The organism is Micromonospora sp. CV4 (assembly GCF_003667455.1).
Classification (GTDB): Bacteria; Actinomycetota; Actinomycetes; order Mycobacteriales; family Micromonosporaceae; genus Micromonospora.
The window spans coordinates 37234-57183 of sequence record NZ_RCVI01000252.1 but is presented as its reverse complement, the minus strand read 5'-3'; the positions used below and the strand labels follow the sequence as shown (position 1 = coordinate 57183).

General features: G+C 71.6%; 22 protein-coding genes and 1 pseudogene. 14 read left to right on the top strand and 9 right to left on the bottom strand.

Translation table 11 applies throughout. The annotated features are described in order from the left end of the window. Window positions 1-937, top strand: a pseudogene (locus EAD98_RS13860) (serine/threonine protein kinase); the annotation flags it as partial. 35 nt (window positions 938-972) lie between these two features. Next, complete coding sequence (locus EAD98_RS13855; RefSeq protein ID WP_233583815.1) at window positions 973-1260, top strand: hypothetical protein; 288 nt, start codon at window positions 973-975, stop codon at window positions 1258-1260. A gap of 109 nt (window positions 1261-1369) precedes the next feature. On the opposite strand, the gene EAD98_RS13850 is transcribed toward EAD98_RS13855, so the two are convergent. Together EAD98_RS13850 and EAD98_RS13845 are read right to left on the bottom strand one after the other, a co-directional pair. After that, a complete protein-coding gene (locus tag EAD98_RS13850) occupies window positions 1370-2125 on the bottom strand; it encodes a GH25 family lysozyme (RefSeq protein WP_121654449.1) in 756 nt (251 codons plus the stop codon). Window positions 2126-2252: 127 nt separating this feature from the next. Continuing rightward, on the bottom strand, window positions 2253-2804 hold the full coding sequence (locus EAD98_RS13845; protein ID WP_121654448.1) for a Uma2 family endonuclease: 552 nt from the start codon (window positions 2802-2804) through the stop codon (window positions 2253-2255). A 101-nt stretch (window positions 2805-2905) separates the two neighbouring features. Here EAD98_RS13845 and EAD98_RS13840 point away from each other — a divergent pair, with 101 nt between their 5' ends. From EAD98_RS13840 to EAD98_RS13825, 4 genes are all read left to right on the top strand, one after another. Then, the gene (locus EAD98_RS13840) at window positions 2906-3646 is read left to right on the top strand and encodes a M50 family metallopeptidase (RefSeq protein ID WP_121654447.1); all 741 of its coding nucleotides are present in this window, start codon (window positions 2906-2908) and stop codon (window positions 3644-3646) included. Between the two features lie 5 nt (window positions 3647-3651). After that, the gene (locus EAD98_RS13835) at window positions 3652-4635 is read left to right on the top strand and encodes a ketopantoate reductase family protein (protein WP_121654446.1); all 984 of its coding nucleotides are present in this window, start codon (window positions 3652-3654) and stop codon (window positions 4633-4635) included. 62 nt (window positions 4636-4697) lie between these two features. Then, on the top strand, window positions 4698-5198 hold the full coding sequence (locus EAD98_RS13830; RefSeq protein ID WP_121654445.1) for a SigE family RNA polymerase sigma factor: 501 nt from the start codon (window positions 4698-4700) through the stop codon (window positions 5196-5198). Further along, window positions 5191-6060 (top strand): hypothetical protein, encoded by an 870-nt coding sequence (locus EAD98_RS13825; protein ID WP_121654444.1) that lies wholly within the window; start codon window positions 5191-5193, stop codon window positions 6058-6060. The genes EAD98_RS13830 and EAD98_RS13825 overlap by 8 nt, the downstream gene beginning before the upstream one ends. A 37-nt stretch (window positions 6061-6097) precedes the next feature. On the opposite strand, the gene EAD98_RS13820 is transcribed toward EAD98_RS13825, so the two are convergent. Further along, complete coding sequence (locus EAD98_RS13820) at window positions 6098-7681, bottom strand: acyl-CoA carboxylase subunit beta (RefSeq protein WP_121654443.1); 1584 nt, start codon at window positions 7679-7681, stop codon at window positions 6098-6100. Window positions 7682-7765: 84 nt separating this feature from the next. Here EAD98_RS13820 and EAD98_RS13815 point away from each other — a divergent pair, with 84 nt between their 5' ends. Next, entirely contained in the window at window positions 7766-8641 is an 876-nt protein-coding gene (locus EAD98_RS13815; protein ID WP_121654442.1) for a biotin--[acetyl-CoA-carboxylase] ligase, read from the top strand. 105 nt (window positions 8642-8746) lie between these two features. After that, window positions 8747-9319 carry a PH domain-containing protein gene (locus tag EAD98_RS13810; protein ID WP_121654456.1) on the top strand — a complete coding sequence of 191 codons (573 nt, stop codon included), beginning with the start codon at window positions 8747-8749 and terminating at the stop codon, window positions 9317-9319. 54 nt (window positions 9320-9373) lie between these two features. Here EAD98_RS13810 and EAD98_RS13805 read toward each other — a convergent pair whose 3' ends face one another. From EAD98_RS13805 to EAD98_RS13795, 3 genes are all read right to left on the bottom strand, one after another. Continuing rightward, complete coding sequence (locus EAD98_RS13805) at window positions 9374-9934, bottom strand: MaoC/PaaZ C-terminal domain-containing protein (RefSeq protein WP_199723393.1); 561 nt, start codon at window positions 9932-9934, stop codon at window positions 9374-9376. Continuing rightward, a complete protein-coding gene (locus EAD98_RS13800) occupies window positions 9931-10644 on the bottom strand; it encodes a GtrA family protein (protein ID WP_121654441.1) in 714 nt (237 codons plus the stop codon). The genes EAD98_RS13805 and EAD98_RS13800 overlap by 4 nt, the downstream gene beginning before the upstream one ends. 63 nt (window positions 10645-10707) lie before the next feature. Next, window positions 10708-11244, bottom strand: a complete 537-nt coding sequence (locus EAD98_RS13795) for a GtrA family protein (RefSeq protein ID WP_121654454.1) — start codon at window positions 11242-11244, stop codon at window positions 10708-10710. Window positions 11245-11682: 438 nt separating this feature from the next. Between EAD98_RS13795 and EAD98_RS13790 the strand changes: the two genes are divergently transcribed. The 4 genes from EAD98_RS13790 (at window position 11683) to EAD98_RS13775 (ending at window position 16957) form a co-directional block, all read left to right on the top strand. After that, entirely contained in the window at window positions 11683-13527 is a 1845-nt protein-coding gene (locus EAD98_RS13790; RefSeq protein WP_121654440.1) for a phosphoenolpyruvate carboxykinase (GTP), read from the top strand. Between the two features lie 37 nt (window positions 13528-13564). Further along, window positions 13565-14425 (top strand): hypothetical protein, encoded by an 861-nt coding sequence (locus EAD98_RS13785; protein ID WP_121654439.1) that lies wholly within the window; start codon window positions 13565-13567, stop codon window positions 14423-14425. 587 nt (window positions 14426-15012) lie between these two features. Then, window positions 15013-16155, top strand: coding sequence for an NAD(P)/FAD-dependent oxidoreductase (locus EAD98_RS13780; RefSeq protein WP_121654438.1), 1143 nt, complete (start codon window positions 15013-15015; stop codon window positions 16153-16155). 31 nt (window positions 16156-16186) lie between these two features. After that, a complete protein-coding gene (locus EAD98_RS13775) occupies window positions 16187-16957 on the top strand; it encodes an isoprenyl transferase (RefSeq protein WP_121654437.1) in 771 nt (256 codons plus the stop codon). 44 nt (window positions 16958-17001) lie between these two features. Here EAD98_RS13775 and otsB read toward each other — a convergent pair whose 3' ends face one another. The 3 genes from otsB to EAD98_RS13760 all read right to left on the bottom strand — a co-directional run bounded on the left by otsB (window position 17002) and on the right by EAD98_RS13760 (window position 18853). Then, a complete protein-coding gene (gene otsB / locus EAD98_RS13770) occupies window positions 17002-17826 on the bottom strand; it encodes a trehalose-phosphatase (protein ID WP_121654453.1) in 825 nt (274 codons plus the stop codon). Between the two features lie 67 nt (window positions 17827-17893). After that, window positions 17894-18247: a hypothetical protein gene (locus EAD98_RS13765; RefSeq protein ID WP_121654436.1), complete on the bottom strand. Its 354-nt coding sequence runs from the start codon at window positions 18245-18247 to the stop codon at window positions 17894-17896. A 162-nt stretch (window positions 18248-18409) separates the two neighbouring features. Beyond that, a complete protein-coding gene (locus EAD98_RS13760; RefSeq protein WP_089021730.1) occupies window positions 18410-18853 on the bottom strand; it encodes an XRE family transcriptional regulator in 444 nt (147 codons plus the stop codon). Between the two features lie 264 nt (window positions 18854-19117). Between EAD98_RS13760 and EAD98_RS13755 the strand changes: the two genes are divergently transcribed. Both EAD98_RS13755 and EAD98_RS13750 read left to right on the top strand, forming a co-directional pair. Next, a complete protein-coding gene (locus EAD98_RS13755; protein ID WP_074319161.1) occupies window positions 19118-19462 on the top strand; it encodes a hypothetical protein in 345 nt (114 codons plus the stop codon). A gap of 31 nt (window positions 19463-19493) precedes the next feature. Continuing rightward, window positions 19494-19829, top strand: a complete 336-nt coding sequence (locus EAD98_RS13750; RefSeq protein WP_121654435.1) for a hypothetical protein — start codon at window positions 19494-19496, stop codon at window positions 19827-19829. Window positions 19830-19950 lie beyond the last annotated feature (121 nt).

Here is a 19950-nt window from a genome sequence, read left to right as displayed (position 1 = left end):
GACCGCGCTGGTGCCGGCGCCGGCCGAGCCGACCGCCGCCATCGACCGTCCGGACACCGCCGACGCCGAGCCCACGGCGGGCGTCGCGGCAGCGGCCGGCGCAGCATCCGACGGTACGACGGACACCGACGACGAGCCGACCGAGGTCGACGGTCCGCCGGTGGCCCCGGAACAGCGCAAGCCGCCGGCGCCAACGTCGGTCATGCCCCCGGTCGGCCCGGCCGGGCGCGCGGCGGTGCCGCTGTCGGAGGGTACGAAGCCGAACAACACCCGACGCAACCTGCTGATCGGGGCCCTGGTGGCCCTGCTGCTGATCGGCCTCGTGGTGATCGTGCCGAAGCTCGGCGGTGGCAAGGATGGGGACACCCCGCAGGCCAAGCCGACCGGGGCTGCTGGGGCGCCGGCGCAGACCACGGCTCCGGCGGTGCCCCCGCCCACCAGCAGCGCTCCGAGTCCCACGACGTCGGCAACTCCCTCGGTCGACCCGAACGCGTTGCCGCCGGGCTGGAAGCTGTACGAGGGGTCGACCTTCTCCATCCCGCTCCCGCCGGGCTGGAGCGGCGGGCAGACCAACTCGGACACGGCCATCTTCCGGCAGAACAACGGAGTGGGCGAGATGTTGGTCCAGTGGACCCCCAGCCCGAAGAAGGACGCTGTGGCCGACTGGAAGAGCATCGAGAGCGACCGCAAGAATCTGGTCAACAACTACCAGTTGGTGGGCGCCATCAGGAGCTGCAACTGGTACCGGACCTGCGCCGACTGGGAGTGGTTGGAGACTCGGGACAACACCCGCATCCACGTGCGCAACCGGGGCTTCGCGACCGCCAGCAACCGGGGCTACGCCATCCGCTGGGAGGTGGCGGAGAAGGACTGGCAGGCCAACCTCGCCAACTTCGACCAGATCGTCAAGGGATTCAAGCCCGACCGGGTGAACTGATCCACGGGATTCGCACCGGTACGAAACTGATTCGCATGACCTTCCGTCGTCCGGGGTATCTGACCTTCGACGACGGAAGGAGGTACGACATGGGTTACCGACGGAGGGACGCCCGGCCCCGGCTGGCACTGTGGATGCTCGTCGCGCTCGGCGATGCGGTCCTGCTGCTGGTCAGCGTGGGAGTCTGGGCGCTCATCGCGCTGCTCAGCGTCGTGGCCATTGCCGTCTGCGGGGTTGCTGCCTGGCGGCTGACCCGGCGGAGTGATCTGGTCCGTGAGGACGCTCCGGTCGTGGTGCCGGCGATGAGCCGACGGCGGGCCTGACCCGTACCGGTGACGTGGCGGCAGCCGGACCGATTGTCGACCGTGAGGTGACAGCCGATCCCGCTGCCGCCAACCAGCCTCCCCAGGCGGATCAGGCGGAACGGCCCGGTCAGGGCGTGTTGTTGGCCAGTGCGATCAGCCGCGACCGGTCGCCGTTCCAGTAGTTGCGGTCCACGTTGCCGCTGATCCCGGAGACGGCACCGGTGCTGGTGTACTGCCAGAAGCTCCACACCGGCGCGCCGGCCGGCAGGGCACCGGGCGTGCTCGCCCAGCGGGCCAGCCAGAGCGGGTGGTTCGCCCACGGGCCGGTCCAGCTGCCGGTGCACTGGTTCCAGAAGCTGGTCGTGGTGTAGATGACCGCGTAGCGGCCGGTGCGGGAGCGGTAGGTGTTCAGGAAGTCCTGGACCCAGTTGCGCATCCCGGTGGTGCTGAGGCCGTAGCAGTAGCCGCCGGCGTACGGGTTGGCCTCCAGGTCGAGCGCGGCGGGGAGGGTCCGGCTGTCCGCCGACCAGGCGCCGCCGTTGGAGGCCAGGTAGTTGGCCTGGGTCGAGCCGGCGGAGATGTTCGGCCGGGCGAAGTGGTACGCCCCGCGGATCACCCCGGCGTTGTACGCGTTGACGTAGTTCGCGTTGAAGTTCGGGTCCTTGTAGCTGGTGCCCTCGGTGGCCTTGATGAAGGCGAACTGGATGCCGGCGTTGCGCACGCTGGTCCAGTTGATGGTGCCCTGGTAGCGGGACACGTCCACACCGGGCGTGGTGGCGGCGGCCGCCGGACCGGCGGTCGCGACCAGGGTCGCCGCCGCGGTGGCGAGGAGGGTGAGGCTGGCCGCGAGCACGCGGCGCAGCGGTGATCTGGTACGGGCCATGGCTGCCTCCAAGGACGTCGGTCTATTGACGCCCATCTTTGGAGGTAAGTGCCCTAGATCGCAAGAGTTGCTGAAGAAACTTTCATCGACGGGGGTCTGTGGGTGCTGAACGTCGCGATGGGATGGCTCAGCGTAGGGCGGCGGGGTCGAGCTGCCAGCGGAACGGCTCCACGATGGTCAGCACCTCGCCGGGCTTGGCCACCTGGTCCTCGACGTAGTGCTCGCCGTCCAACCGGTACAGCCGCAGCGAGTGACCGTCGCCGTCCTGCTCGACCAGCAGATACCAGGGGATCCGCGCGATGGCGTAGAGCTGCATCTTGACCAGCCGGTCGGCGGCGGCATTACCCGGTGAGACGACCTCGCAGACCAAGAGGACCTCGGGCGCCTCCACGACCGTGCCCTCGTCGTCGGTGTCCGCCACGACCACGTCGGGGATGACGATCCGGTCGACCCCGAGCCGTACGTTGACCGCCTCGAAGACGAGGAGACTGTGCGGCCGCGCCGCTGGGCGCAGGCTGTCGACGAGGTTCCACGACACCAACTGATGTCGCTTGCTCGGGGCAGGGCTCACGATCAGGCTCCCGTCGAGCAGCTCGATCCGGTCCGGGGTCTCGCTCAGGGCGAGGTAGTCGGCCTCGGTCCAGAGCCCGACGTGGTGTCCCAGCGGTTCCGCACTCACCGGCGGCCACCTCCCGCTCCGCTCGCCACCCGATCAGTCTCACACGATACGAGCCGGTGGCCCGGGACCGACACTGAACGCCGCCGGTAGGCTCGCGCCCCATGATGTCGATCGACGGGCTGGGCGACCTGTGGGACACGCTGTTCGGCGCGCAGCCGGACCCGCCCCCGCTGCTGGTGCTGCTGACCGCGGCCGTCGCGCTGGTGGTGGTCAGCACCCGGCTGCCGTGGCGGATCGCCCGTAACGCCATCACCATCGCGCACGAGGGCGGGCACGCCCTGGTCGCCCTGCTCACCGGCCGCAAGCTGCGCGGGATCCGGTTGCACTCGGACACCTCCGGCCTGACCCTCTCGGCCGGCCGGCCCAGTGGGCCGGGCATGATCCTCACCCTGCTCTCCGGCTACGTCGCCCCGCCGCTGGTCGGGTTGGCCGGCGCCTGGCTGCTCGGCGGCAACCGGATCACCCTGCTGCTCTGGGTCGCGGTGGCGCTGCTCCTGGCCATGCTGATCATGATCCGCAACGCTTTCGGCGTGGTGTCGCTGCTGGTCACCGGCGCCGTGGTGCTCGCCGTCTCCTGGTACGCCACCCCGCAGGTGCAGGCCGCGTTCGCGTACACCGGGGTGTGGTTCCTGCTGCTCGGCGGAGTGCGGCCGGTGGTCGAGCTGCAACAGCTGCGCTCACGCGGCCGGATGCCGGCCTCCGACGCCGACCAGCTCGCCGGGCTGACCCCGTTCCCGGCGTTCTTCTGGGTGCTCCTCTTCGCCCTGGTCAACCTGGCCGCTCTGGTCGCGGGCGCCCTGCTCCTGGCAGGCCCGTTCCTCACCAGCCTGGGAGCAGAATGAGTGCCATGCGATACGTGATCATCGGGGCGGGCGCGGTTGGCGGGACCATCGGTGTACGGCTGGCGGAGGCCGGCCGGGACGTGACCCTGGTGGCCCGGGGCGCGCACCTGGACGCGATCCGCGAGCGGGGTCTGACCCTGCGCCAGCCCGACGGCGAGGTCACCGCCCGGCTCGCCGCCGTGGACGGCCCCGGTGACCGCCCGCTGCCGGCCGACACGGTGCTGATCCTCACCGTGAAGTCGCAGGACACCTCGGGTGCGCTGGCCGCCTGGGTGGACGTGCCGGTGGCCGGGGGTGGTACGGCCGGCGAGCGGCTGCCGCTGGTCACCGCGCAGAACGGGGTGGCCAACGAGCGGGCCGCGCTGCGGCTCTTCGCCGACGTGCATCCGGTGTGCGTCTGGCTGCCGGCCACCCACCTCGACCCGGGCGTGGTGGTGGCCAACGGCTACCCGCACCCGGGAATGCTGCACGTCGGGCGGTACCCGGCGGACGTCGACGACACCGACCGGGCGATCGCCGCCGACCTGACCGCCGCCGGCTTCGTCGCACCGGTCCGGCAGGACGTGATGCGCTGGAAGTACGGCAAGCTGCTCGCCAACCTCGGCAACGGACTCCAGGCGCTGCTCGGTCGGGACATCCCGGACGCGCTGGCCGAGCGGGTACGCGCCGAGGGCGTCGCCGCGCTCACCGCCGCCCGCATCGGGCACACCTCGCCGGACGAGGAGCGGGCCGAACGCGGCGACCGGGTTCAGCAGCGCCCGGTCGCGGGTGCGGACCGCTCCGGCGGCTCCACCTGGCAGAGCCTGGCCCGGGGCACCGGCTCGACCGAGGTCGACCACCTCAACGGTGAGATCGCGCTGTTGGGCCGGCTGCACGGCGTACCGACGCCGGCCAACGTGGCCGTGCAGCGCGCGGTACGCCGGGCGGTCCGCGAACGGATCGGGGCGGGCGCCTTCCCGCTCGCCGAGCTGGAGAAGATGATCGCCTGAGCGGGGCAACCGACCGCCCTGCCCGGCGCGTGTTCCCTGCGACCGACACGGGGAGGTAGCGGGTGCCGGACGTCGACGGGTTCGACGAGTTCTACCGCGGGAGCCGGCAACGGCTGCTCGGTTTCGTCTACGCGCTCACTGGTGATCGGATCGAGGCGCAGGACGCCGTGCAGGAGGCGTACATCCGGGCGTGGCAGCGCTGGTCGACGGTCAGCCGGTACGACGACCCGGAGGCGTGGGTGCGGGTCGTGGCCAGCCGGATCGCGGTCAGCCGGTGGCGCAGCCTGCGCAGTCGTGCCCGCGCGTACCTGCGGCACGGGGCCACCGAGACGGTCCCCGGCCCGGGCACCGACACCGTCGAAGTGGTCGCCGCGCTGCGCCGGCTGCCCGAGGAGCAGCGCACGGCCATCGCCCTGTACTACCTGATGGGCATGCCGGTCGCCGAGGTGGCACGGGAGACCGAGGCCCCGGTGGGCACGGTCAAGGCCCGACTCTCCCGGGGGCGTGCCGCGCTCGCCGGGCTGCTCGCCGTCTCTGATCTGGAGGAGGCTACCGATGCGTGACGACCTGGCATTCGTCGAACGGATCCACCGGGACCTGGGAGACGTGCGATGGCCCGAGCCGCAGGAGATCCGGGCCCGGGCCCGGCGGCGCAGTCGGCGGACCGGGGCACTCGCGGCGACGGCCGTGCTGGTGATCACGGGGGCGTCGGCCGTCGCCGTGGTCGGCAACGGTCGTGGACCGACGCCACCCCCGGTGGCCGCCTCGGCGAGCCCGACCGCACCGGTCCGGGGCGAGATCGCCGTCGACTCGCTGCTGCAAGCGTCCGACCTGGCTCAGCCGGCGCAGGTGCGGCTCAGCCAGTCGGGGTTGGGGGAGATGGTCGTCGTCGAGGACATGCTGGGTTACTGCCGCAAGGAGCAGGGGTTGGCCCCTGCCTGGCAGACGTCCCGCTGGTCACGGGGGCTGACCATGCTCCGGAAGCCCGCGGCGGCCGCCGACGCCGGACCCGACGACTTTCTGCTCAGTCAGGATCTGTACCGGGTGACGCCGGAGGTGGCCGGGTCGTTCTTCGGCGACCTCGACAGGCTGGTGGCTCCCTGCGCCGAGTGGCACCGGTCCGGGGCGTACGAGGTCGCGGGACGCAAGGGAACCGGGGTGGTGACAGACCAGTGGGCGGTGGTCCAGCGGGACTTCGCCGGCGACGGGTCCGCCATGCTGCGCCACACCGTGTCGCAGCCCCGTGACCAGAAGACCGGCAGCGCCATCGGTGGCGCGTCCCCGCCGACCAGCACGGCGGTGGTGCGGGTGGGTGACCTGATCACCGTGCTCACTCTGGGAGAGGACGGCCCCGAGCCGGAGCTGCGCCGCCTGGCCGTGGTGGCGGCGCGCCGGATGTGCCTCGCCGCCAACCCGTCCTGCTGACCGGAACGGGTTGGCGGATCAGGGGACCACGACCGCGTCAGAGCGGGATGTTGCCGTGCTTCTTCGGCGGAAGGGTCTCGCGCTTCGTCCGCAGGACGCGTAGCGCGCGGACGATCTGGGTCCGGGTCTCGTGCGGCGGGATGACCGAGTCGATGTATCCGCGCTCGGCGGCCACGTACGGGTTGGCCAGGGTGTCCTCGTACTCGGCGATCTTCTCGGCGCGAACCGCCGCCGGGTCCTCGGCGCCGGCCAGCTCCGAGCGGTAGAGGATGTTCACCGCGCCCTGCGCGCCCATCACCGCGATCTGCGCGGTCGGCCAGGCGAAGTTCAGGTCCGCGCCGAGATGCTTGGAACCCATCACGTCGTACGCCCCGCCGTACGCCTTGCGGGTGATCACGGTGACCTTGGGGACGGTCGCCTCGGCGTACGCGTAGATGAGCTTGGCGCCCCGGCGGATGATGCCGTCCCACTCCTGGCCCGTGCCGGGGAGGAAGCCGGGCACGTCCACGAAGGTCAGCACCGGAATGTTGAACGCGTCGCAGGTGCGGACAAACCGGGCGGCCTTCTCGGAGGCGGCGATGTCCAGGGTGCCGGCGAAGTGCATCGGCTGGTTGGCCACCACGCCGACCGGGCGCCCCTCGACGCGGCCGTAGCCGACCACGATGTTCTGCGCGTAGAGCGGCTGGACCTCCAGGAACTCCCCGTCGTCGAGGACGTGCTCGATCACCCGGTGGATGTCGTACGGCTGGTTGGCCGAGTCCGGGATCAGCGTGTCCAGTTCGCGGTCCTCGTCGCTGATCGCCAGCTCGGCGGGAGCGTCGAGGACCACCGGCTCGTCGAGGTTGTTCGACGGCAGGTACGACAGCAGCGCCCTGACGTAGTCGACCGCGTCCTCCTCGTCGGTGGCGAGGTAGTGCGCGTTGCCGCTGCGCGAGTTGTGCGTACGCGCCCCGCCCAGCTCCTCCATGCCGACGTCCTCGCCGGTCACCGTCTTGATCACGTCCGGGCCGGTGATGAACATGTGCGAGGTCTGGTCGACCATCACGGTGAAGTCGGTGACCGCCGGGGAGTAGACCGCGCCGCCGGCGCAGGGGCCCATGACCAGCGAGATCTGCGGGATGACGCCGGAGGCCCGCACGTTGCGGAAGAAGATCTCGCCGTAGAGGCCGAGCGAGACCACACCCTCCTGGATACGCGCCCCGCCGGAGTCGTTGATGCCGACCACCGGGCAGCCGATCTTCATGGCCAGGTCCATCACCTTGACGATCTTCTCGCCGAAGACCTCGCCGAGGGAGCCACCGAACACCGTGAAGTCCTGGGCGAAGACGCAGACCTGCCGGCCGTCCACCGTGCCGTAGCCGGTGACCACACCGTCGCCGTACGGCCGGTTCTTCTCCAGCCCGAAGGCTGTGGACCGGTGCCGGGCCAGCTCGTCGAGCTCGACGAAGGAGCCCTCGTCGAGCAGCATCTCGATTCGCTCGCGGGCGGTCTTCTTGCCCCGGGCGTGCTGCTTCTCGACCGCGCGCGCCGATCCGGCGTGCACCGCCTCGTCGACCCGGCGCTCCAGGTCCGCCAGCTTGCCCGCAGTGCTGTGGATGTTGGTCCCGGTCTCGGTAGTCACCCAGGGAATATAACGATGGTTCAGGCCGGCGCCGCTGTGCAGTACGCCTCAGTGCTCCTGCGACCACCGCCGTAGGCTGACGGGATGCCGGGTTCCCCGTACACCGATCTGGACCGCCCGCCGCTCTCGGCGGCCCGGCTGGGGCGCGCGTTGGTCGCGCCGCACGGCCCGTGGTCCCGGCTGGAGCTGCGGGCAGAGACCGGCTCCACCAACGCCGACGTTGCCGAGGCGGCCCGGGCCGGTGAGCCGGAGGGTCTGGTCGTGGTCGCCGAGCGGCAGACCGCCGGTCGCGGCCGGCGCGGTCGCGTCTGGCAGTCGCCGGCACGGGCCGGGATCACCACCAGCGTGCTGCTGCGGCCCGGCGAGGCCGTGCCGGACCGCGGTTGGCCGGCGGCGCCGCCCACCGGGTACGGCTGGCTGCCGCTGCTGGCCGGCGTCGCGCTGGTCGAGGCGGTGGCCCGGCTGGCGGAGCTGGAGGCCACCCTGAAGTGGCCCAACGACCTGTTGATCGGCGACGCGAAGTGCGCCGGCGTGCTGGCCGAGGGGGTGCCCGGGCGCTCGCCGGACCAGCCGCCGGCGATCGTGCTCGGTATCGGGCTCAACGTGACGCTGCGCGCCGACGAGCTGCCGGTGAACCCGACCGGGCTGCCGGCGACCTCGCTGCAACTGGCCGGCGCGGCGGCCACCGACCGGGATCCGCTGCTGCGGGCGTTGCTGCGCGCCCTCGCCGACTGGTACGACCGCTGGCGCTCCGCGGGCGGGGACGCGGTGGCCAGCGGCCTCCGCGACGCCTACCTGGCGGCCTGTTCCACCGTCGGCCGTGAGGTGCGGGTCCTGCTGCCCGGCGGCGACGACCTGACCGGCACCGCCACCGGCGTGGACCCGGACGGTCAGCTCCTGGTCACCACCCCCACCGGCGACCGTGTCCTGGCCGCTGGCGACGTCCTTCACCTCCGGTGAAAGAAACGGTCCCCGGCTGACACAACCCACTCCGCGCGGCTGATCCGCCGGGGCTGTTGGACCGGTTACGGTCTGCGCGTCGGAAAAATGGCGATGGAGGTTCCCGTGGCGTTCCCCGAAGACGTGCTCACCGAGGACGAGCACGTCGTGCTGCACCTGCACCCGCACTGGAAGGCGTTGATCCGGCCGATCGCGGTGCTGGTGCTGGCCGTCGCGGCGGTGGTCGCCGGCGTGCTCCTGCTCCCGGCGGGCGGCGGTGGCTCCATCGCGCTGGCCGTGATCGGAGTGGTCGCCCTGGTCGCCGTGCTCTGGCTCGGGCTGTGGCCGTTCCTGGTCTGGCGCACCACGCACTACCTGTTCACCAACGAGCGGGTGCTGCTCCAGCAGGGTGTCTTCTCGCGGGACCGGCGGGACCTTCCGCTCACCCGGATCAACGACCACTCCATGAACCAGCGTTTCATCGAGCGGCTGCTGGGCTGCGGCACGCTGACCATCGAGTCCGCCGGAGAACGCGGCCAGTCGGTGCTCGCCGACGTCCCGGGGGTCGGCCAGGTGCAGACCACCCTGTACGAGCTGGTCGAGGCTCAGCACGACAAGCACTCGCTGGGCGACGGGGAGATGCGTGACATCCTCGCCGACATGCGCGAGGGCAAGCCGCTGCGGGACACCACGACCTGATCCGGACTCCCGCGACCGCCCCGGCGACCGCCCCGGCCACCGCGCCGGGGCGGGTCAGGCGGGCGGTGCGGTCCCGGACGGCTCCGTGTCGGACGGTTCGGACCCGGGCCGGGGTTCGGCCGGGCGCAGCGCGAACCAGCCGCGGAAGCGGGTCCGCAGCACCTCCTGTTCGGGCCGGTCGTCCGCGCCGAGGCGGAGCATGGTGCCGGTGAGGCTGACGGTGCCGAGGCCCGGGCGGGCGGTGGACGGTCGGGCGCCCATCACGTCGACCCGGACGGCGAGCCGGTCACCGGCGCGCACCGGGGCGAGCCAGCGCAGCTCCTCCAGGCCGGGGGAGGCGTCGGCCGCCGCGCGGGACAGCAGGTGGTCGACGTACGCCCGCATGAACAGGCTGACCGTGTAGAAGCCGCTGGCGATGAGACCGCCGTGCCGGCTCGCTTCGGCCAGCTCCGGGTCGACGTGGTACCACTGCGGGTCGAAGCGGCGGGCGAAGGCGACCATCTCGTCGCCGTCGACCGTGACCACGCCGAGGTCGACGGTGAGCCCCGGGACGAGGTCCTCGAAGAACAGCTCGGCGCGTGTCCCGGTGCCGGAACGGGCTGCGGGTGGTGTCACCGGCGGGGCGCGCGGCGGGTGCCGGCGTGCAGCTCCGCGGCGAGTTCCGCGTCCAGGTCTGCGGAGAAACCGGCGCTCAACGGCGTGGGCCTGCCCTGGGTGGGAGCGCCGATCGGGCCGGGTGTGGACGCCGGGCGGTCGCCGGTTTCCGACTCCTCCAGCTCGGAGACGGATTCGGCCAGCTCGGCGACCGGGTCCATCTCGGCCATCGTGTCCCACTCGTCGCGCGGGATGCTGTGCCAGGTCGGCTCGGCCTTCGCCTCGGCCTCGGCCGGGACGACGGGCTGGAAGACGAAGGTCCGGTACGACCAGAACCGGAACAGGGTGGCCAGCAGCACGCCACCGGTCTTCGCCACGTTCAGCGCGAGCAGCCCGTGCACGCCGAGACCGTACTTGGCGGCGGCCAGGACGCCCAGCTCAATGAGCAGGCCGGTCGCGTTGAAGAGGAAGAACAGGACGTACTCCCGCCGGAGCGCCGATTTCGGGCGATCCCGGTACGTCCAGTGACGATTCATAAGATACGACGTGATCGTGGCAACGATGGTCGCGATCACGGTGGCCTTCAACTGACCATCGGCAAAGACGGTGAGTGCAAGGACATTGAACACCGCGTAATTGATGACGGTGTTGATGCCGCCGACGATGCCGAATTTGAGCGCCTCGCGGATGAACTTCTGCCAGCGCTCAGGCAGCAGACGGACAAGACGCATGCGAAACACCTTAGGGCAGTCGGTGAAGCCGGCGATCACCGGCCGGACGAGGTGGGCGGCAGGTCACGCCCCGTGGTCTCGGTCGTGCTTCACCTGCGGAACGGTCCGGGTTCCCGCTTCGACGAAGACGAACCGCCGGTAGGACCAGAATCGGAAGAGCGTGCCGAGGCCCGTGCCGACGATGAAGCTGGCGATGTTGTCGGCCAGCGGCGTCTGGAACACCTCCGGCCAGATGCTGCCGAGCCCGTACCGGCTGATTGCGAGGCAGGCCACCGCGATGCCGAGGCCGACGGCGTTGAAGAAGAAGAAGAGCGCGTACTCCCGGGCCGGGTTGTTGCGCTGGCGGTGGCGCCAGGTCCAGAACCGGTTGCCGACGAAGGCGAGGGTGGCCGCGATGATGGTGGATATGGTCTTCGCCGTCACCTGTTCGACGCCACGAGCGGTCGTCAGGTAGTTGAACAGGGCGAAGTCGACGAGGAAGGCGATGCTGCCGACCGTGGCGAACTTGCTCAACTCGCGGACGAGGTGACCGAAACGGTCGAGCAGTGCCCGGATCAGACCCGGCCGGGTCTGCCGGGGACCCGGTTGCTCCCCGGTCATCGTGGCGGCCACGGGCCGAGCCTACCGGCTGGTGACCAGTCAGCGGGGTAGCAACGGCGAGCAGGCGTGGTCGCTCGTGCCGGTTGTGCGCGGGGTGCGTCGCTGTTGGACGCAGCGTAACCAATCGGAGGACTGACGCGCCCCGGAACGGGAATCCACGCACCGGTCGGCGGGGCCGGTTCGCCGCCCGACCGCAACTCACGTCGGCCGGGGTGCACAACAAAATTTGCGTGAAACTGCGCGGGAAAGCGGGTAATAGCTCTGAATGCCGCAGCGTAGCCGTACCTTGTGCAGTTCTTCACAACCAGTCCCACTGACTCGGAAGGCTGCCCGGTTTACGCTGAGGCCAATCCCAGGTTTCCACGAAGGCGACGCATCGCGCCGCTGAGACTCGTGCATCCCATAGATCGGTCAGCGTCGACCACAAGGAGATGTGTCATGGTTGCTCCGGCTGTTGTGCGGGGTATCGATCAGGCCCCGACGTCCAATCCGAAACTGCTCGCCTGGGTCCGTGAGGTCGCGGAACTGACCACCCCCGACCGGGTCGTTTGGGTGGACGGGTCCGACGAGGAGTGGCGCCGCCTCACGGATGAGCTGGTCGAGGCCGGCACCCTGATCCGGCTGAACCCGGAGAAGAAGCCCAACTCGTTCTACGCGCGCACCGACCCCACGGATGTCGCCCGGGTCGAGGAGCGCACCTTCATCTGCTCCGTCGACGAGGCGGACGCCGGCCCCACCAACAACTGGATGGCGCCGGCCGAGATGAAGCGGACGATGACCGAGCTTTACCGCGGCTCGATGCGCGGTCGCACCATGTACGTCATCCCGTTCGTCATGGGCCCGGTCGAGGCCGAGAGCCCGATGTTCGGTGTCGAGATCACGGACAGCCCGTACGTGGTCGCCTCGATGCGCATCATGACCCGGATGGGCGCCCGGATCCTCGAGGCGATGGGCGACGACGCGGACTTCGTGCACGCGCTGCACTCGATCGGCGCTCCGCTCGCGCCGGGCCAGCAGGACGTCGCGTGGCCGTGCAACGAGACGAAGTACATCTCGCACTTCCCGGAGAGCCGGGAGATCTGGTCGTTCGGCTCCGGGTACGGCGGTAACTCGCTGCTCGGCAAGAAGTGCTACTCGCTGCGGATCGCCAGCGTGATGGGGCGCGACGAGGGCTGGCTCGCCGAGCACATGCTGATCCTCAAGATCACCTCGCCGGAGGGCAAGGTCTACCACATCGCCGGCGCGTTCCCCTCCGCCTGCGGCAAGACCAACCTGGCCATGGTGGAGCCGACCATCCCGGGTTGGAAGGTCGAGACCATCGGCGACGACATCGCCTGGATGCGGTTCGGCCAGGACGGTCGCCTCTACGCGGTCAACCCGGAGTACGGCCTCTTCGGCGTCGCGCCGGGCACCGACTGGAAGACCAACGCCAACGCGATGCGCACGCTGGACCGGGGCAACTCCATCTTCACCAACGTGGGCCTCACCGACGACGGGGACATCTGGTGGGAGGGCATGGGCGAGCCCCCGGCGCACCTGATCGACTGGAAGGGCAACGACTGGACGCCGGAGAGCGACGCCCTCTCCTCGCATGCGAACAGCCGGTTCTGCACCCCGATCACCCAGTGCCCGATCCTGGCCGAGGACTACTACGACCCCAACGGCGTGCCGATCGACGCGATCCTCTTCGGTGGCCGGCGCAAGGACACCATCCCGCTGGTGACCGAGGCGCGGGACTGGGTGCACGGCGTCTACATGGGGGCGACGCTCTCCTCGGAGACCACCGCCGCCGCGTCCGGCGCGGTCGGCGTGGTGCGTCGGGACCCGATGGCGATGCTGCCGTTCATCGGCTACAACGCCGGTGACTACTTCCGGCACTGGATCGAGATGGGCAAGGGCACCGACGGCGACGCGGCCAAGCTGCCCAAGATCTACTACGTCAACTGGTTCCGTAAGGACCCGGAGGGCTCCTTCCTCTGGCCGGGCTTCGGCGAGAACTCGCGCGTGCTGAAGTGGGTCGTCGAGCGGATCGAGGGCCGGGCCGAGGCGGTGGAGACTCCGATCGGCATGGTTCCGGCGCCGGACGCGCTGGACGTCGAGGGTCTGGACATGACCCCGGAGGACGTCCGGATCGCGCTCAAGGTCGACCCGGACGAGTGGCGCAACGAGCTGCCGATGGTCACCGAGTGGTTCGAGAAGTTCGGTGACAAGCTGCCCGGCGTGCTCTGGGCCGAACTGGACGCGCTGCGGGCCCGCCTGGACGCCGAGCAGCCGCAACGGTAGGTGTGAACACCGCCCCCGCCGGGCAACATCGGATCCCATGAGGACGGCCGCCGAGACCGAGGTCCGGCGGCCGTCCGCCGTCCGGGTGCTCACCGTCCTGCTCGCGACCACCGCGGCGGCCACCGTCGTGGTCGAGCTGCTCAACTGGTGGTACGCCCCGGAGCAGGGCTTCGGGTTGGCGGTGCGGACCGGCTGGGCGATGCTGCGCTCGTTCGGCTTCCTGCTGCTGATCGGGCACGTCCGGCGGGGGCGCAGGGTCGCTCGCCCGTTCGGGCTGATCCTCGCGGTCACCACGATCTTCGCGGTCGGGCGGCTGATCGTGCCCCGGCAGGGAGTGCCGCCCCTGCCCGGGTTGCTCGGCTTCGCCGCGCTCACCGCGCTCTGCGCGGCGGTGGTCTGGCTGCTCCACCGCTCGCCGGCGCTGGCCGGGCACCTGGTCCGGCACCGGCCGCGGCTGGTGATCGACCGGGGCGGCATCTCCTGGCGGGAGATGCCGCCGCGTCGGCCGGAGGCCAGTGGCTGGCTGTTGACCAGCCGGGTGGCGGCGTTCACCTACAGCCCGCTGATGCTGGTGCCGGCGCTGGTGGCCGGCGGATCCATCCTGGACGGTCGCCTGACCGCGGTGCCGGCCGTGCTGCTCTGGATCGGCGCCGGGATCACGGCCAGCTACGCGGTGCTGTTCTGCACCGCGTTCCTGATGCGCGGCAAGCACTGGGCGCGCGGCCTGCTGGTCGTCGTCACGGTGGCCGTACTCGCCGTGGACCTGCCGCTGTGCTGGTGGCTGCTGGGCGTGGACGGCCTGGTCCGCGACGGCGGCCCGCTGCTCGCCGCCGCCGCCCTGACGATGTACGGGCTGCGGCGCGCGGCCCGCGCCGAAGGCGCCGCCACCCCGGCCTGACCCGTGCGGCCCCCGGCCCGGTCACCGCACCGACTGGTCGGTCGTCCGGCGAGCATCCGACCGGTGGCGGCCGGTCCGATGAGCGCGATACCTCAGGGTCATAAATATGACTCTGAGGTATCGCGCTCTCTCGCCTGCGAGGGTCGGGCAGGTCTGACGCTCCGGCGCACGGGCCGGCGGCGTGGCAGCGGCCGGGAGCGTTGGTCTCCGACCGTCGCGAGGTCGGGGGGTCTGACGCTCCGGCGCACGGGCCGGCGGCGTGGCAGCGGCCGGCAGCGTTGGTCTCCGACCGCCGCGAGGTCGGGGGGTCTGACGCTCCGGCGCACGGGCCGGCGGCGGGGGCTGCGGCCGGCAACGTCGGCCTCCGACCGCGGACCAGTCGCGAAGGTGGCTGCGGCACGCACCTGGACGGCATGAGAGGTCGGCGTGCCGGAGCCTTTCGGCCGGATCGGGCGCCTGGGTGTCGGCCGACCCGGGCGGTCAGGAGGCAGGATGGCGGGTGGCGCCGGTCACAGCGACCGGCGGCGCAGGCGGATCGTCGGCGGGGCCGGACCGGCCGCGCCGCACCGGCCGGAGGGAGGCCCGCGGTGGGCGACGAATTCGACGTGGTGGTGGTGGGAGCGGGGCCGGCCGGAGCGGCCGCCGCGCTGACGGCCCGCCGGGCCGGCGCCAGTGTGCTGCTGCTGGACCGGGCCGACTTTCCCCGGGACAAGGCGTGTGGTGACGGGATCGCCGCGCACTCGGTGGACGTGCTCGCCGAACTGGGGGTGACCGAGGCGGTTGCGGGCTACGCGCCGCTGCCCGCGCTGCGCATGATCGCCCCCGGCGGTGGCGCCGTGGCGCGGGCGTTGCCCCGCCCGGCGTACACGGTGCCCCGGCAGGTGTTCGACGCGCGGCTGGTGGCGGCCGCGGTGGCCGCCGGCGCGCAGCTGCGCCGGCACACCGTCCGACGGGTGGAGCCGCGCGCCGACCGGGTGGTGCTCGACGGGGAGGTGTCCGGTCGGGTGGTGGTGGGCGCGGACGGCGCGGGGTCGGTGGTGCGCCGGGCGCTCGGCCATCCGGCGAACCCCGACCGGCACCTGGCGTTGGCCATCCGGGGGTACGCGCCGGCGCTGCCCGGCCCGTCCGAGCAGCTCATCGTCACCTCGCAGGAGCGCTGGCCGGCGTACGCCTGGTCGTTCCCGATCGGCGACGGGCGGGCGAACGTCGGGTACGGGGAGGTGCTTCGCGGTGAGCCGCTGAGCCGGGCGTACCTGCTGGACCGGCTGGCCGCGCTGCTGCCCGGCACCGACCCCGCGACGGTGACCGCGCTGCGTGCCCACCATCTGCCGCTGTCCACCCACCGGCCGGCGCCGGGGCAGGGCCGCACCCTGCTCGCCGGGGATGCGCTGTCGCTGATCAATCCGTTCACCGGGGAGGGCATCTTCTACGCGCTGCTCTCCGGTGCGCTGGCCGGTGCGGCGGCGGCCCGCGCACCCGAGGCCGCCGCCCGCCGCTACGCCGACGGCCTCCGTCGTCGCCTCGGCACCCACCTGCGGCACAGTTCGGTTGCGGCCTGGTTGGCGCGCCGCCGTCGGGTGGTGGACGCGGCGGTCCGGGCGGCCCGCCGGGACGACCGGGTGTTCGACGACGTGGTCGAGTTGGGGCTGGGCGACGGGCGGCTCACCGTCCGTACGCTGGCCATGATCGGCATCGGGCTCCCCGGCGGGGATGGGGCTCCGAGGCGGTGATCCGCCCGCAGGGTCGCTACGCTGCTAGGTGATGACGCTGCGGAACCTTATCTACTCCGTGTACGAGCGCCGGCTCACGGCGAAGCTCGCGGGTAAGCCGGTGCCCCGGCACGTCGGAGTGATGTGCGACGGCAACCGCCGGTGGGCGAGGGAGATGGGCTTCGTCGACCCGAACGACGGGCACCGGGTCGGAGCCGCGAAGATCAAACATGTCCTCGGTTGGTGCGACCAGGCCGGCATCGGGCACGTCACCCTCTACCTGCTGGCGACCGACAACCTGCGCCGGCCGGCCAGCGAGCTGGACCCACTGCTCAAGATCATCGAAGATCTGGTGGTGGAGCTGGCCGAGGAGGGCAACCCCTGGCGGCTGCGCATCGTCGGCGCGCTCGACCTGCTTCCGGCGCAGACCGCGGCGGCGCTCAAGGGCGCCGAGGAGCGCACCCGGGACCGCAGCGGCGGCGCCGAGGTCAACATCGCGGTGGGCTACGGCGGCCGGCGCGAGATCGCCGACGCGGTGCGCTCGCTGCTGCTGGAGCACGCCGCCGCCGGCGGCACCATCGAGGAACTGGCCGAGGTGCTGGACGTCGAGCACATCGCCGAGCACCTCTACACCCGTGGCCAGCCCGACCCCGACCTGGTCATCCGCACCAGCGGCGAGCAGCGGCTGTCCGGCTTCATGCTCTGGCAGTCCGCGCACTCGGAGTTCTACTTCTGCGAGCTCAACTGGCCGGATTTCCGGCACATCGACTTCCTGCGGGCGCTGCGCTCGTACGCCACCCGGCAGCGTCGCTACGGCGCCTGACCCGGCCGTGCCGCTGCCCGGCGACCGAGGCCGTCCGGCCCCGGTCAGGGCAGGTGGGTCAGTGCCCGGGTGAGGAAGTCGCCCAGGGCAGCCGGGGACTCGATGGTCAGGTCGGCGGCGTTCGCCACCTCCTGGCCGGTCTCCGAGTTGGCCACCGCCACGCAGACGCCGAAGAAGTCCGGGTCGGCGGCGGCTCGGGCGCGCAACGCGGCGAAGGCCTTGATGTCCGAAACGTCGTCGCCGAAGTACCAGGCGCCGGTGGCCTCCCGGATCGCCTCGCCGATGACCATGCCCTTGTCCCGGTCGACCGGCGGCTTGAGCTCCAGCACCATCCGACCGGCCTGTACCCGTAGACCCAGGCGGTCGGCCTGTGCCTGCCCCCACTGCTGCATGGTCGGGCCGAGCTGCGGCGCGGTACGCCAGTGCAGCGCGACGGAGAGCCGCTTGTACTCGACCAGCGTGCCGGGCGGCAGCTCCGCACGGGCCAGGTCGGCCAGCTCCGCCATGGTCGGCACCCAGGGCAGCGCGGCCGGCTCGGTGACCGTCTCACCGCCGGAGTGGCTGTGCTCCAGCCCGTAGAGGCCGTAGAGGTCCACGCCGGCGAGTCCGCCGAGCTGGTCCCGGAGGAACTCCACCGGTCGGGCGGAGACGATCGCGACCCGCTGCACCACCGGCGCCAGCGCCTCGATCGCGGCCAGCGCCTTGGGCGCGGGGCGTACCGCGGTGGGGTCGTCGTCGACGGGCGCGAGTGTGCCGTCGAAGTCGAAGAAGAGGACGGTCCCGGCGGCCCGGCCGGCGGTGATCCGCCAGGCCTGGTCGGCGTTCAACGGGGTCCTCGGCTGCTGATTGCCCAGATTCAACGGCGGCACGCGCGTCAGCGTACCCCGGCGATCCAGGCTCATTCCTGGCCGAGTGGGCCCACTCGGCGGCCCATGATCAGCGTTCGGCGGCTCCTCGTCCGCGACGGCCGAACGGCACCACCGCGGCCTCCTGGCCATGGCTCAGGAGATAGCCCTCCACGAACCCGGTGTTGCGATCTCCGGTGTGGTTCTCGATCTCGTTGAGCCGTGCCACCAGGAACTCGGTGAGTGCGCTGATCCGGTCGTTCAGCCGCTCGTGCAGCTCCGCCACGACGGCCAGGATGACCGCGGTGCCGGCGCTGGTGAGCACGAAAAGGTTGACGAGCAGCGGAAGCTGCCCGCCGTTGACCACGAGGGTCACCGCGTTGCCGGTCGCCCACAGTGTCATCGACACCGTGGCCACCACGACTGCCAACCACTTCAGGGTCATGGACAGACCCCTCCTTCTGTCCCGCAGGGCTTGGTTCGGCCTTGTCCCGTCCCCCCGCCGATGACGAGCCCAAGCAGTACGAATAGGGACGCTAGCGTGCCCGTTCCGGCCCCGGAGGCAAACGAATGAACCTGACCAGGCGTTCTTTCGCCATCTGAGGAACTACCCGGCCTGATTGCCTCTTTTTCGGACATCGACCGGCAGCGTTGGGCGGTATGCGAGATATCGGATGGTTTCGCGGATGTGGAACTTCTCCGCGTCCGACACGTTCGGGTCGACCAGACGCCGCAGCAGCGCCTCGACGTCGGGGTCCATCGGCGGGGCCGGTTGGCCGGCGCGCGGGCCGGCGGCCGTGCGGTCCCAGCCGAGGGCGGCGAAGGCCGCGGCGGGGTTCAGCCCCAGGCCCTCGCAGAAGGCGACCACCCGTTCGGCCTCCGGGTCGCTGGCCCAGTCGCCCCGGACCCACCGGTTGATGGTCTGCCGGGAAACGCCGGTGCGCCGGGACACCTCGGTGCCGCTCCAGGCCCGTGTCGCCCGGGCCTCGTCGAGCGCGCGTCGGACGAAGGTGGCGAAGGCGATCTTCCGCGCATTGGCCGTCTCGGTCACCCCGTGACGGTACGGCCAGTCGGCCGTCGGCGTGCGCCTGGGCACGCCATCGTCACGCAGACGTGACGGCTTCCTCGGATTTCCGGTAAACGATCCAGTGCCACTGTTGAGGGGTGTCACCCGGGCAGAATAGATGCCTTTAGGGGCGGCGGTAAACGGACGAAAAGCTGATACTGTCACGCTCATGGGACAATCTACGGTGTGTCACGTGCATGAGACGACTGGTGCTCACATGCGTCACGCCCCCGGCGCGAGGGGGGTGTGGTGACCGAGCTCGCCACCCGAGCCCAGGCCTTCGGGCTGATTGCCGAGGGGGTGGCCGCGGGGCTGACCGCACCGTGGCGCCTCTACCTCGCCCGAGGCTGCCGCTACCTGTCGCTGAGCGTCGGCGACCGCACCGAGTGGAACGCCTGGCGTACCCATCTCGGCTGTCCTGAGCTGAGCGTGCGGGTCTACGACGCGGGCGGGGAGATCCGCCGCTCCTCGGTCGCCGAGGTCGTGCTGGACGGCTGCCGGATCAGCGTCGAGCTCGTCGAGGAGGTCAGCACCGACGACCTGGACCGTCTGCTCGTCGCGGATCCCACCGCGGTCGAGCCGGAGGAGCGATGACCCGGCGTCCGGGCCGGCAAGGGGCCGCCCGATGAGCCCGTTCCTCGCGGTCTTCCTCGTCCTGGTGCTCGGCGCCACCAGCTATGCGGCCGGCCGGCTGCACGGCCAGCTCAGCTACCGCATCGGCTACCGCTTCGGCTACCGGCAGGGCTACTTCGACGGCGACCGGGGCGCCTGGAACCGCCGGCGGCGCGACGCCCAGGCGGCCATCGCCTCCGCCCTGTCGGTCTCACCCGCGGGCGTCGTGCGCCCGGGGGGCAGCGTCGCCCGCCCCGGCACCACCTATACCGGCTCGTCGTTCACGGCGCCGGCCGCCCCGATCACCGGGCGGCACCCGACCGGCACGCTCGTGCGACGGACCGGCTGAGGCTGGTCGGCGGGCCGCCGCGCGCGGTTCCGCCGACCGGCGTGAGCGCGGTGCGTCGTCCGCGGCGGACACGCACCGTCGGGGCCACGTCAGACCGGTGACGGTGGCCCCACCGGCCGGG